Consider the following 13,413-nt stretch of genomic DNA (forward strand, 5'->3'; position numbering starts at 1 on the left):
CCGTCGGCCGGTGTGCGCCGCGCGCCGTCGGCCGGTGCGCGCTGCACGCCGTCGGCCGGTGCGCGCCGCGCGCCGTCGGCCGGTGTGCGCTGCACGCCGTCGGCCGGTGTGCGCCTCACGTCACGAAGAAGATCCCGGCGTCGGTGCCGGCCGGCGTGTACTCGGCGAGCCGGGCCCTGAGGCCGTCCTCGCGCTGCGGCCGGTACAGGTCGTGGAAGACGCCGAGTTCGGCGCCGTCGTCGGCGCCACGCCGGATCTCCTCGGGGCAGCGGTCCGCGAGCAGCCCGTACCAGGGCGTGCCGTAGCGCTGGGAGGTGAACAGCGGCCTGGTGTCCGGGCAGCGGTGGCGGCGCGGGGTGCGCGAACCGGTGGGGACGTAGGAGTACCGCAGGCAGCCGACGCCGCGCCGGGCCACGTGGAGCCGGCCGGTGAAGACGCTGTTCTCCGCGATCTCCACGGCGTGCGTGTGGATCTCGCCGATGACGGTGGTGCGGTGCAGGTGGAGCACGGCGTGGGCGTGGCGGCAGTCGGGGGCGGACAGGGCCTCGCGGTCGTCGGCGGTGGCGTCCAGGACGCTGTCGCGGATGTGGATGTCGAGGGGGTCCTCGCTCACCTCGTCGCCGATGACCTCGATGGTGCCGAGGATGCTGTGCTCGATCTGGAGGCAGGCGGTGGTGCGGTCCAGGACGATGCTCGGTTCCTCGGGCGAGTGCGGTGCGCACTCGGGCTCCAGCGACCAGCCGGGCACGAGCGTGCTGTGCCGTACGACGACGGCGCCCATGGCGCCGGTGACGTTGATGCCGCGCCCGGCGACGAGCAGTCCGTCGAGCACGATCCGGGGCCGCTCGTGCGGGGCGCAGTCGTCGGACACCGCACGGATGTTGAGGGCGTCGGGGCGGTTGCTGTACCAGTCGAGCAGCCGGATGGCCGGGCGGGTTCCCTCGGCCGCGCGCACCTCGAGCCGGTCGCCGGGGTCGAGGTCGAAGTCCAGCTGCTCCTGGTAGGCGCCGCTGTGGGTGATCTCGATGATGCCGGCGGGGCCGGTGCGGCCGGCCCGGCGGTCGTGCTGCCAGGCCCGGTAGGCGTCCATGATCTGCCGGTGGGGCTGCCCGGGCCCGACCCGGTACACCTCGGCGTCCGGCCGCGGCTCCCGGTCGCGCTCGTACTCGCCGCCGCCCAGGTCGGCGGCGAAGGCGTAGTGGTGGTCCACCCACACGCCCTGCCGGGGCGCCGACCGCGAGCCGAACGCGATCCGGCCCAGCTCCGGGTCGACGGCCACCTGCCCGCGCCGGGGCCGGTAGCGCCAGTCGGACAGGTCGGCGACCACGATGTCGGACGGCGGGACGGGGTTGTCCTCGCCGTCGCGCCGGATGACGAAGCTCTTGCCGGGGCCGTAGTAGTCGAGCAGCCGGTCGTGCAGGAGGCGGCGGGTGATGAACGCCGGGACGTTGTCGACGGTGGCGATGTGGGTCGGCGAAGGCTCCGGGAACGGCTTGGTGACCAGGGGGGTGTCGTTGCCGAGGATCGAGAAGGTGTACAGGTTGCGGGCCCGGTCGACGCAGTAGGCCGGGGTGCGGGTCAGGGCGTACGCCTTCAGCCGCCACACGAACAGGGCGACACCGGCCGGGCTCCAGCCGCCCTGACGGTGCCGGGAGTCGGCGCGGCGGACGTCGACCGTACGGGCCGTGTTCGCGAAGGGCCCGCCGCCGAGGGCGAGTTCGGCGCCGTCGCGCAGGTCGGTGAGGCGGCCGCGCTCGCCGCGGTGGGTGCCGGTGCCGTGCAGCTTCACGGGCTGCGTGTGGGCGATCTGCCGGGACAGTTCGACGGCCCGGGCCGGCCAGGCGGCGACCTGCTCGGACAGTTCCTCCAGCAGGTGCAGGGTGCCCTTGCGGCGGCGGCTCGCGACCGTGGCGGCCACGTCCCGGCGGGGGGCGACGGCCTCGGCGAGGGCGGCCCGGCCGCCGTCGTGCAGGCCGGTGGTGAGGACCCGTTCGTAGCCGGGCAGGGTGCGGTAGCCGACGAGATCGCCCAGGTACGGCAGCACCCAGGGTGCCGCCGTCTCCACGAACAGGTCCTCGTAGCCCTGCTGGACGCCGTCGCGGACGCGGTCGATCTGCTCGGCCATCACGGCGAGCAGCGCGCGCAGCGGCTCGCCCTCCTCGGCGTCGCGCAGCCGGTGCCGGCGGGGCAGCAGGTCGGCGAGACCGTCCGGCTCCCGGGGCGCCGCAGGGGCCGGGGTCTCCAACCGGTGGTCCGGGGACATCACTTGGCCTCCGTAAGGATCAGGGTGTCAGCGGCGCGGGGCGACAGCAGTGCGAGCTGGGCCGGGCGGATACCGCGGAAGACGAACACCGGCCGGCCCTTGGGCAGGCGCCGGGTGTCGGTGACGTCGGGGTTGAGACGCAGGAGTTCGGCGAGCGGGATCCCGTGCCGGGCGCAGATCTCCGACAGCGTCTCGCCGTCGTCGGCGCGGACCGTGTGGATCTTCTCGTCGTACGCCGCCGGGTGCGCCGGGACGGACGCCCGGGGCGGGCCGGGCCGGGTGAGCAGCGCGGTGAGTTCCTCCGCGGTGGCGGAGGCGGGGACGCCAGTGAAGACGTCGACGTCCACGTGGTCGACGCCGGGCACGGTGTGGGCGGTGGCCAGGACCTCGGAGAGGCGGGCGGGCCGGCCCAGCTCCCGGCCTTCGAAGCCGAGCCGGCGCAGCAGGGCCTGCCGCAGCCGGGGTTCGACGTACTGCCAGGCGTGGTCGGGGGCGACCTTCACCTTCGCGGCGATCAGCAGCAGGACCAGTTCCCGCCCGTCCACACGGACCGGGAGGCCGGGGTCGCCGTACTCGGCGAGGGCGCCGCGCAGGGCGGTGAGCGTGTTCGAGTCGGGGGCGATCGGCACGTCGTCCGTGCCGGCGACCGTCACGTGCAGCACGCGCCGCCGCCCGTCGAAGAGTTCGCGTGCGGCGGCCCGGCCGATGCCGGCGCGGGAGCGGGCGAAGTCCTCGTAGTCGGACTCGGACACCAGCCGGTCCAGGGCCGAGACGGCCAGCGGGACCGTACGGCGGGTCAGGCCCGGGCCGTCGGCGTCGGCACCGCCGGTGACCGGGCGCGGGTTGGTGACCGCCGTGACGCCGAGCGGCCGGGTGAGGGGCTGCGTGATCCGGTCCGCTGGCATGTTGGCGGCCTTGCCGGTGCCGAAGCGGTAGCGGGCGCGGATGTTCTCGTGCCCGGAGGGCAGCCGGGCGCCGTGCACGCCGTCGCCGAAGGTCACGGTCGTCCGGCCGTCGGCCGTGGAGCCGGTGATGTAGACCCGCTCGGCGGGCCCGCGTCCGGCGAGACTGTCGACCTCGTGCCACAACACCCCGTCCACCCGGATCTCCAGCACGGGGGTGGCGCCGAGGGGGTTGTCGTCGGAGAGCCAGGTCAGCGGGGACTGCCAGAGCGCGAAGGTCTGGTTGACGCGGTCCGAGTCACCGCTGCCGATGGCCTCCTCGCGGCTCTCGCCGTGGGTGGCCTCGACGACGTTGCCGAGCACGCGGACCGTCTCGCGGCGGTAGCGGTGGGCCAGGTCACCGGTGAGCACGAGCCGGGTGTGGACGTGGTCGCCAGGCAGCCGGGGGTCGACGGCCGGGTCGGCGGAGGCGATGGTCACGATCTCCGTGGCCTTGAGGCCGGCCACCCCCGGGATGTCGCTGCGCTCGCCCGCGACGACGAGCGTACGGCCGGGCCGCAGACCCTCGTACAGCTCGGCGAGTTCGATCTCGTTGCCGTGCACATCCTCGCCGAGGGGTTCGTCCGCGAGGCGCAGGGGCTCTCCCGCGGCGTGCACGGTGGTGTCGCGGATGTGCGACAGCAGGACGTCGAACTCGTCCAGCCAGGGGTCGGCGAGGGTGAGTTCGGTGCCGCGGCCGGTGATGCCGTAGTTGGTGTACGCGGCCGTGCGGGCGGCCACCACCCGGGTGGTGACGAACGCCAGCTTCGGGTCGCCGGGGACGCCCTGGTCGTCGCCCTTGGCGGGCCGTTGGACGGCCACCCAGCTGCCGACGGTGATGCCCTCGTGCACGGTGTCCAGCTGGAGGGTGCGGCGGTTGACCGGCTCCGGCTTGCTGGCGATGACGACCTCGACGCCCGGCTCGGCGCTGCCCACCGTGTACGTGAGGCTTACCTCGTACTCGCCGTGGGTGAACTGCTCCCGGGCCCCCGGCCGGAGGGCGATCTGCTGGGAGGTGCCGTTGTGCACGCCGACGTGGACCAGGCCCTCGTCGTCGGGCCGGGACACGAACAGCGTGCGCTCGGGCAGGCCGGCGGAGAGCCGGGCGGTGACGCCGGGTTCCTGGGAGTCGGCGGGCCGCCGATTGAGCCAGTTCAGGTCGCGGTCCTGGCCGGAGCGCACGGACAGCTCGATCAGGCCGGGCCCCAGCGTGAAGGTGACCGGCTGGGTGACGGGCAGGTTCTCGGCGCGCTGGTCGGAGCTGCTGCCCTCGACGTACTGGAACTCGGCCCGGACCGGTGTCCTGCCGGCCGTGTCGTACACGACCCGCATGGTCGCCAGCACCGCGCCGGTCAATGGCCAGTCGGCGGTGCGGATGACCCGGCCGCGATCGTCCTGGACCGGCTTGAGCGGTGCCGTGGCGCCGAAGGGGGCCGCGGTGACGCGCAGGGCGAGCAGCTCGCGCAGGAGCTGCGGGGCGCCGGGGGCGGCGGCCGTGCGCCAGGCCGGGTAGAGGCTGCCGAGGCCGGGGTCGAGGGCGGACAGGAGGCGTGCGGTGTCGGTGCCGGGAAGCTGACGACCGGTGGGACTCGCGGGGGCGGCGGGCGTGGTGCCGCGCAGGGCGGGAAGCAAGGCGCCCAGGGCTTTCAATGCGGCGGCCCGCGCATCGCCCTCCAGGGGCGCGGGGAACCGCGCGACCAGCCCCGACGGCGCCGCAGACGGCCCGGAACCCATCGAGGCACCCTCCTCAGCCGATTGTGCCGGCGCCAACTCCAGCGCGCGCTCCGCGAGTTCGGCAAGCACCGCTTCCAACTGCCCGAACCACGCCGCCACACCCTCATACGGAGCAGCCAGCACCTGCGCCTCACCGAGGCGGGCAAGAGGCTCGGCGAGTCGCGCCACGAGCCGCTCGGGCGTCTTGACCCCGTCCAGGTCATGACGGAGCGGTTCGAGGACCTGGTCCTCGAAGTCCTCGATCAGCCGGCTGACCGGGCGCGGGTTGGGAGCCTCCGGCGTGGGCGGCTCCTCCCCCGGCTCTCCCGGCTGAGCGGGCGCAGCCGTCCAGCGCCGTACCTCGTCGACGAGCTCCTTCAGGCTCGGCGGCGCCGACTTCGGCAGGGAGATCGCCGTGACGTCGTCGTCCCGGTCGACCCGCGTCTTCGCCACCGGCAGCAGCTTGCGGGCGCCGCCCGCGCCCTCACCGAAGACGAACAGCAACTGGTCGCCGGTCTGGAGGGAGAGCCCCGTGCCCTCGACGAACAGCTCGGAACGCTTGTCGAGGTCCTGCGGCGTGACGAGCGAGGGACGGCGGCGTCGGACCTTCAGCTCGTTGAAGTCCCAGCGGGCCGTCAGGTCCTGAGCGGTCTCGAAGGTGAGCGACGCCTCGTCGGCGGACGCGGGCACGCTGTGGCTGCGCGCACCGCGCGGGATCAGCACGTTCTGGGCCTCGGCGCGCGGATCGCGTTCGAGGGTGTACGCCAGGTGGGTGGCGGCGGCGACCCCGGGACGCGGGCGGTGTCCGACGAGCCGGCCGAGCAGCACCAGGGAGCGGTGTTCGTTGGCGGTGCGGATGTAGGCCTCGTCGGCGATCCGCTCGGAGTGGAAGGTGAGCAGGTCGCCGAGGACGGCCGTGGCGTCGAGCAGGCCGATCGCCGGGTCGTCCGGGGTGCGGACGGTGAGGTCGTCCAGCGCCGGGTGGGCGGGCGAGGCGAGCCGGTCGAGCAGGGCGGCCCGGAAGGAGCCGTACGCGCCGACGCGGTAGTCCAGAGCGGTGCGGCCGGGCGCGTTGTGCGGCGGGGCCGGAGCGAGACGCTCGTCGTGGCCGCCGCGGCAGGCGCCACCGCAACCGCACGCGTCGCTCGCGGTGACCGGGTGCGTGTCCGTCATCGGGGACCTCCGAGGGATATCGCCAGCAGGCCGTTCTCCGGCCGGTCCGGGTCGTTGTCGCAGGTGGCGATCTCCAGGGGGCCGAGCCGCAGCACGCCGTCCTCCCTCTCTCCTCGGTCTTGTTCGGACAGCCGCCGCAGCCTCGTGACCTCGACGCTCTCCACTCCGGGCACGGCCGCGGCGGCGGCGACCAGCCGGCTGAGCCGGACCGGTCCGCCGAAGGTCAGCGCGTCGGGGTGGAAGAAGCCGAGCCGCCCGCCCGGCAGCCGTCCGCTGCCCAGCACGCGGTACAGCTCGGCGAGGATCTGCCCGTACTGGTGGCCGGGTTCGGCGCACACGCGCAGGGCGATGTCGAGCGGCACCAGCCGGGCGGCCCCGACCACGAGGTCGTGGCCGATGCGCCGGTATGTCTCCAAGGCCTGCGCGACCGAGTCGAGCAGTTCGCCCGACGGGGCGGCGGTGCCGTACGCGTCGATCGCGACGTGTGCCTCCTGGACGCTGCCCGTCCAGCGGAGCTCGGCCGCCGCCCGCTGCACGCCCGGCAGGGCGCCCGCGAGGGCGGCGTAGTCCTCGGCGGTGACCGCGCGCAGCCGGGTACGGCGCAGGTCGAGCGGGGCCAACTGGCGTACCTGCTCGACGGTTTCGGGCTGCGTGCCCCCGGTGGCCGGCAGCGGGTTGCGCACGACGGCGACCGGCGCCTCGCACGCGCCCCGCACGACGAGGTGGTTGATGGCTTCGGCGCCGACGTTGCCGGCCGTGCCGCCGCCGAGCCGGTGGCGCGGTTCCAGTCGGGATCCGGGTGTGGGTCGCGCGCCGTGTCGGCCGTCGCCGAAGCGCAGGGCCAGACGGCCGTCGTCCTCCAGTTCGCCCACGAAGTGCCGGTCACGGGGGCCGCTGTCGAGCAGATCGCGGCGCGGCACCCAGGTCTCGTCCGTGCCGTGCAGGCGTACGGCGGGCAGTGCCCGGCGCGGGTCCTGGGCGAGGGCGGCGGTCGCGGGTCCGCGCAGCACCGTCTCCTCGGGGTGGAGCCCGGCCGCGTACGCCGGGCCCCAGGCGTGGGCGATCTCCCAGGCGGTGGGCCCGTCGAGCACGGTGCCCGCGCGGGCCCGGGCGGCCAGGACCTCGGCGCGGCGCACCTTGGTGGCGAGCAACTGGTCGCTGCGGTAGAGGAGTTCACGCAGGGCGCGGACCGGATGGGTGCGCAGTTCGAGGCGTTCCAGCACGTCCAGCCCGTAGACGACGGCGAGTTCGGCGATCTCCCGTTCGCCGAGGCCGTCCCGGTCGCGGGCGCTGCGCCACAGCTCGACCAGCCGCTGCCGGACCCGGCCCGGGATGGCCGCGATGCGGGCCGCCTGCCCGGCGGCGACGGTGCCGGGGTCGGGGTAGGGCACCGCCTGGGTGACGGGTGCGCGGCCGAGGACCGGGCGGAAGCGGGGCGCGATGCCCGGGTAGACCGACTGGGCGAGCAGGGTGCGCAGTGCGGCGGCCTGGGCGTACGCCGTGCCGGGCACGACCTGTTCGTGCCGCTGGCCGGCGCTCTCCAGGCCGAGACCCGCACGGTGGGTGGCGGCCTCGCCGACGACGTCGAAGAGCTCGCGGACGTCGTCCGGCACGAGGGCGCGGCCCGAGCCGGCCTGGTCCGTGAGGGCGTTGATCAGACGCGCGGGCGCGTTGCCCTCCTCGGTGTCGTGACAGCCGAAGGCGGGCCGGTCGCACACGGCGGCGATCGCGGGCGCGGGCGGCACGGTGACCGCCTCGGGGAGACCGGTCAGGGTGCGTCCGTGGTCGACGAGGACGACGTTGCCGCGGGCGAGGGTGACGTCCTCCACGGGCAGGCAGTCGCGGCCGGCGCGAGTGGTGAGGCAGAGGGGGAAGCGCAGCGCGTCCTCGGCGGCCCAGGTGACCTCCAGCACGGGCTGGTCCTCGATCCGGTCGAGGCCGGGTGTGACGGAGGTGAGGCGGACGGCCTGGCGGTGTGCGGGGTCGGCGTCGCCCGGGGTCCCGGTGCGCGGGCCCCTCACCTCCTCCAGGACCAGCACGTCACCCGGCCGCAGGGCCAGCCGGCGTTCCCGGCACGTCTCGGGGTCCGCCCACGCGTCCCGCAGGGTGGCGGCCGTGGCGCCGCGGGGCAGGGTGCACACCTCGCCGCCCCAGGTCCACAGCCGGATGGCGTTGTGCGCGACCCTCAGCTCCAGCGGGTCGGTGGCGACGACGGGTTCGAAGACCTCCACCGAGCCGCGCTCGTCGAGGTCCCCGAGGTCGGTTTCGTCGATCACGACGCCCGGCTCGGGGCGGTCGTGCGGGTCGAGGCTGCGCACGTCGACGGAGGCGAAGCGGAAGGTGCCCGGGGCGAGCACCTGGTTGTCCGCCGTCTGGACGGTGACGTACGCGCGGGCGTTGCAGCCGTCGTGCATCGCGTAGTCGATGAGCCGCACGTGGCGGCGCACGGAGACGCGGCGGCGGGCGGTGTCGAGGTAGGCCTCGGTGGCGACGGCGTCCTGCTGGTAGCTGATCTGGTCGCCGGTGTAGGCGAGCAGTTCGACGAGGGTCACGCCCAGGTCGGCGGGGTTGCGCTCGATCCAGTCGGGGGTGGTGAGCGCGAGCCGGTCCAGGAGGAGCTTGCGGATGGTGTCGTAGTCGCGGGCCGTGTAGTCGATGACGGGCGCGGCCGGGAAGGGCGGCTCCTCGCCCGGGGCGTCCTCGCAGTCGAAGGGGGTGGGGCAGTCGGACCGGAAGGTGAACGGGGCGCTGTGGTAACGCTGGTCGAAGCCGCGGTACGGCTCGGTGCCGGGCCGGCCGTACGGGTCGGTCTCGACGAGCGAGAGCCGGTAGCGGGAGGTGTCGCCGACGCGGTCGAGCGTGACGTAGAGCCGGTCGTCGAGCTCCGGGTCCTCCTCGCGTTCGACGCTGACGTCGACAACGGTGATGCCGGTGACGCGGCGGCCGCCGTCGATGCGGACGTTCTCGGGGCCGAGGCCGTGCGGGGCCTTGCCGAGGAAGGTGACGGTGAGCAGCAGCCCGCCGTCGTCGGCCTCGACGGTGTCGACGCCGTTCAGCCGGGCGGCCCTCACCTTGCCGCGGCGGGACGCGCTGGTGCCGGTGGTCATGCGGCGGCCCTCCCTTCGAAGACGTCGTCGCGCCGGGCGCCGGTGGCCCGGACGGCGTACGACAGGTACACGCGCACGGAGTGGTCCTCGCTGACGATGTCCAGGGCCGTCACCTCGATGAGGTCGCCGAGCCAGCGTTGCAACGCGGCCTGCACGGACAGTTCGAGCGTGCTGATCAGCTCGGGGCTGCTGGGGGCGAACACCAGGTCCAGCAGCCCGCAGCCGAAGTCGGGGCGCATCACGCGCTCGCCGGGGCTGGTGAACAGCAGCTGCTCGACCAGGTCGTGGACGTGCTCCCCGTGCCGGGCGTGCGCGGTGCGGCCGCGGCGGTCGGCGCGGAACGGGAACGCGATGTCGGAACGGGGCCTGACGGCCCGGCTGTCGGGGCTCATCGGACGGTGACCTTTCGCTGCGCGGCCTGGACGACGGGCGGTCCCTGCGGGACGAGGGCCGCGCTGAAGCACTGGGCCGCCGAGGTGTCGAGCAGCACGGGAACGCCGTCGGCGGTGATGCCGGTGCGGCCGGCGGTCCAGCGGACGGTGACGCACGGCGACGGCACCCGGTCGACGGTGTGCGGGCAGCCGGTCACCACATAACCGTGCGCGGCCGTGGCGACGGCGGCGCCCGCGACGCGCAGGCCCCCGGCGGGCGGTGTGGCGGCGGTGACGCGGCCGCCGTGCGGGCAGCCGATCACGGCGCCCGTGTCGAGCAGATTCCCGGACACGTTCTGTCTCCCCGTCTATCGCTTCGAGAGCACGGTCAACTGGCCCTCGTTGATGGTCACTTCGCGTCCACGCAGCACGATCTCGGCGCCCGCGCCGGTCGCGATGACCACGGCCTCCCTGGTGATACGGATGGAGGCGCCGCCCTGGGCCTGCAGGAGGATGCCCTGTTCGGTGCCGGGCGTGTCGTTCATGACGAGCTTGTGCGCCCCCGGCGTCTGCACCACGACCGGCTTGCTCGGCGAGCCGGCCTGGAGTTCGCGGCGCGCGTCGGGCGGCAGCTCGTCGGCGGCCCCGTACCAGCAGCCCGTCCACACCGGGAAGCTCGGATCGCCCTGCTCGAACTCCACCCACACGCCCGCGCCGGGCGGCGGCACCACGAACTGCCCCGACTGCGGCCCGGTGAACGGCAGGCAGGGCAGCGCCCAGGTGGACGGCTCGTCGCCGAGTACGTCCGGGACCTCGACGGTGACGCGGCCGATGCGCAGGGGGTCGTCGTTGTCGACGACCCGGCCGCGGAACTTGCCGAGGTAGCGATTGCTGGGTGCCGCCATGCTGAACTGCTCCTGTTTTCCGTTGGGTCGGCCGCTACGGCCGGACGTAGTCGCTGCGGGCTTCGAGGCCCTCCCGGGAGAGGGTGAAGTTCTGCTGGAACGAGCCCGGCCGCAGGTTGTGCGTGACGGACTTGACGTAGTAGTCGCCGTCGTAGGCGCGCCCGGCGCCCCGTACGCCGACGAGCTGGCGCGGCTGGAGGATGTAGCCGTGCCGGTTGACGTCGAGGGAGCCGGAGCCGGAGACGACATCGGCGGAGACGGCCGCGCGGGCGAGCAGCTCGGCCTCGGCCTGCTCGCGCTGCTGCTTGGCGGTGCCGGACAGCGTCCTGCGCTTCAGGGCCGGGGTGGGACGGCGGCCGAGGGGCGGACGCAGCGGGCTGATCGCCGGCTGCGGCAGCAGGGTGGACTGCCGGGTCCCCGGATCCTGCCAGCGGGCCTGGGGTTCCTCCCGGGCCGTCCCGTCGTAGGCGAACGTCATCTGGTCGACGGTGGAGTGGGCGTCCAGGTTGACGTTGAGCGCGTGCTGGCGGATGCCGAGCCGGACCTCGGGGCCCCAGCGTGCCGATGACCGGCCGGGGTCGGGGCCCGGCTCCAGGTAGAAGGTGTAGCCGTTGGCGCGGGCGAGCTCGGTGACGTACTGGAGGTCGGTGCCGGTCTGGTAGTGCACGCGCAGGTCCTGGTGCGGGGGCTGGGCGACCTTCTCGGTGTAGACGTCGGGCCGGATGCCGTAGTCGGAGTAGCGGCGCAGGATGGCGAGCACGCGCTCGGACGGCGGCAGGTTGGGGTAGCGGGCGGTGCGCTCCTCCAGGTCCATGAGAAGGGTGAGGTCCTCACCGGTGACCGTGAGGGTGGAGTGGCCGGGCCGGTTGCTGGCGCCGACCTCCTGCCGTACGACGAGCCCGTCGAAGAGCACGGCGGGCGTGCCCCGCACGGTGACGGTCACGATCAGCCGGGTCTTCGGGTCGAAGAACCCCTCGGGCAGCAGCCGGCGGCTGATGATGCCGTTCTTGGTGAGGTCGAAGGCGAGCTGGAAGCCACTGCGTTCGCCCGCGGTGGCGGTGATCTGGGCGGAGAGCAGGGCCTCGGTGACCTCGGCGGGCACGGGGCGGGCGAGCTTGGGCCCCATCAGGAGGGTGATGTGGACGGGGCCCTGCCCCACGGGCAGGTCAAACACGCCGGTCCCCCTGCGGGAAGCCGCCGGCGAGGGGGATGTCGATGACGCGCCCGGCCTCCTCGGTCAGCTCCCGCGGATCGAGTACGGGGTTGGCGTCGGCGATCTGCCACCACTGGCCCGGGTCGCCGAAGTACCGCTGGGCGAGCAGGTCGGGGCGTTCCCCGGCGCCGACGGCATGGGGTACGGCGTCCTGCCCGGTGTCGTCGAGCGGGGGCAGCAACCGGCGCTTGGTGTAGCGCACTTCGGTGCCGTCGGCCTGCCGGTGCACCCCGATCTCGGCGTCGTGGTAGCGGCTGGTGCGCGGGTAGGGGTGAGCGCCGGGTATGGCGTCCAGGGCGCTCTCGTACGGTTCGATGTCGGCCATGGTGTGGCTCAGCCCCTCCTGATCGATGCGCTCGCGCCCGCCGCCGTGCCGAGGCCGCCGCCGAGCCCCAGGGCGCCGAGGCTGCCGCCCCGGGCCGCGGCGGCCAGCCGCTCCTTCTGCGCGAGGTGTGCCATGTACAGATCGGCACCGCGGTGCCCGGCGGGCAGGTCGCTGACGGTGAGGATCTTCATCCCGATGCTGAGCGAGGCGCGGATCGGGTTGAGGTTCACGTCGAACGCGGACTCGTTGACCGAGAGCTCCGTCAGGCGCACGGGCATGACCCGCTTGCTGCCCCAGGTGAACAGCGTCAGCGGCATCTCGATCGGGCTGATCTCGATGGCGCCCTTCTGCGACAGCCTGCTCGCGGCGCGCAGTTGGGCGGTGGTCGGCTGCACGAGCATCTCCAGCGTGGCCAGCTGGGGATGGATCCCGTCGGGCGCGGCGATCTCGAACTGATCGGTCGCGTCGATCTCGGCGGTGAACTTCCAGTTCTCCTGCGCGGGGCCCTTCAGCCGCAGCGCCTCGTTGCGGTCTCCGCTGCCGGTGCCGCCGCCTCCCGCGTCCCCACTGTCACCGGCCGACTGGGGGCTGACACTTCGTTCGAGGGTGTCGGGGTTGAATTGCAGCACGATGATGCGCTGCGGGGTCCCGGTGTCGGGGTTGACGACGACGATGCCGGAGCGGATGGGTTTGGGGATGTCGGCGTAGCGGGTCATGTGCGGGCCTCCAGACGGGTGCGGAGGTCTGTGTAGTCGTGGTCGGGGAAGAGGCGGGGGAAGACGTCGAGCATTTCTCCCAGTTCGTCCCCGAGACCCACGAAGTCGTCGTCCGCGAAGGAGACGTCGCAGAACAGGAACTGCCAGCCGAACGTCCCTTTGGTGAGCGTGAGGGCGTCGAGATAGCGGCAGTGGTCGAGGGCCATCCGGAAGCCGCCCAGGTTGTAATGGAAGTCGTGGTACCAGATCTCCGGGGTGGGGGTTTCCGGGGTCAGGCGCAGCGCCGCGAAGGCGCCCGTCCCGCTCACCGGGTGATCGTCCAGCACCCTGAACTCCGCGTACCGCTGCCGTTCGTCCTGGGTCATCAGCTCGGTCGCCGTCGGCGGCGCCTCGGTGGCAACCACGGCCGGCAGGTGCACGATGCAGAACTCTCCGGAGAGGCCGTTCTCCGAATCCTCCATGCTCCAGCTGGCCGAGCACTGCTCGAAACGGACGAAGCAATCCTTGAGCGCGCTGTCCAGGGAGATACCCGTGGACGCCGTGATGGCGGCGAATGCCCCGTCGATGTCCTCACACGCGGGGTCGACGACACCGGGCAGGGCGTCGTACACCTCGAATGCGGATGCCTCTCGCAGTTCGCTCATCATCATCCGCAGTCGTCGTTCTGCGGGGTTCAGGTCGGTCAT

General features: G+C 73.7%; 10 protein-coding genes. All 10 read right to left on the reverse strand.

The features are described 5' to 3' along the window. Nucleotides 1–115 precede the first annotated feature (115 nt). From QOL88_RS04205 to QOL88_RS04250, 10 genes are read right to left on the reverse strand one after another with little or no spacing between them, the layout of a single operon-like run. Nucleotides 116–2,263 carry a hypothetical protein gene (locus QOL88_RS04205; RefSeq protein ID WP_097215143.1) on the reverse strand — a complete coding sequence of 716 codons (2,148 nt, stop codon included), beginning with the start codon at nt 2,261–2,263 and terminating at the stop codon, nt 116–118. Further along, nucleotides 2,263–6,090 carry a putative baseplate assembly protein gene (locus QOL88_RS04210; protein WP_097215144.1) on the reverse strand — a complete coding sequence of 1,276 codons (3,828 nt, stop codon included), beginning with the start codon at nt 6,088–6,090 and terminating at the stop codon, nt 2,263–2,265. Before QOL88_RS04210 ends, QOL88_RS04205 begins: the two co-directional genes overlap by 1 nt. Next, nucleotides 6,087–9,197, reverse strand: coding sequence for a putative baseplate assembly protein (locus QOL88_RS04215; RefSeq protein ID WP_097215145.1), 3,111 nt, complete (start codon nt 9,195–9,197; stop codon nt 6,087–6,089). Before QOL88_RS04215 ends, QOL88_RS04210 begins: the two co-directional genes overlap by 4 nt. After that, nucleotides 9,194–9,589 carry a GPW/gp25 family protein gene (locus tag QOL88_RS04220; protein WP_097215146.1) on the reverse strand — a complete coding sequence of 132 codons (396 nt, stop codon included), beginning with the start codon at nt 9,587–9,589 and terminating at the stop codon, nt 9,194–9,196. Before QOL88_RS04220 ends, QOL88_RS04215 begins: the two co-directional genes overlap by 4 nt. After that, the gene (locus tag QOL88_RS04225; protein ID WP_097215147.1) at nt 9,586–9,921 is read right to left on the reverse strand and encodes a hypothetical protein; all 336 of its coding nucleotides are present in this window, start codon (nt 9,919–9,921) and stop codon (nt 9,586–9,588) included. Before QOL88_RS04225 ends, QOL88_RS04220 begins: the two co-directional genes overlap by 4 nt. Nucleotides 9,922–9,936: 15 nt before the next feature. After that, nucleotides 9,937–10,473, reverse strand: coding sequence for a phage baseplate assembly protein V (locus QOL88_RS04230; RefSeq protein WP_097215148.1), 537 nt, complete (start codon nt 10,471–10,473; stop codon nt 9,937–9,939). A gap of 34 nt (nt 10,474–10,507) precedes the next feature. After that, nucleotides 10,508–11,647: a hypothetical protein gene (locus QOL88_RS04235; protein WP_097215149.1), complete on the reverse strand. Its 1,140-nt coding sequence runs from the start codon at nt 11,645–11,647 to the stop codon at nt 10,508–10,510. Then, on the reverse strand, nt 11,640–12,011 hold the full coding sequence (locus QOL88_RS04240; protein ID WP_097215150.1) for a LysM peptidoglycan-binding domain-containing protein: 372 nt from the start codon (nt 12,009–12,011) through the stop codon (nt 11,640–11,642). Before QOL88_RS04240 ends, QOL88_RS04235 begins: the two co-directional genes overlap by 8 nt. An 8-nt stretch (nt 12,012–12,019) precedes the next feature. Continuing rightward, entirely contained in the window at nt 12,020–12,727 is a 708-nt protein-coding gene (locus tag QOL88_RS04245; protein ID WP_097215151.1) for a hypothetical protein, read from the reverse strand. After that, entirely contained in the window at nt 12,724–13,413 is a 690-nt protein-coding gene (locus QOL88_RS04250; RefSeq protein ID WP_097215152.1) for a hypothetical protein, read from the reverse strand. The genes QOL88_RS04245 and QOL88_RS04250 overlap by 4 nt, the downstream gene beginning before the upstream one ends.

Origin of the sequence: Streptomyces sp. Ag82_O1-12 (assembly GCF_900182715.1) — a bacterium.
Classification (GTDB): Bacteria; Actinomycetota; Actinomycetes; order Streptomycetales; family Streptomycetaceae; genus Streptomyces; species Streptomyces massasporeus.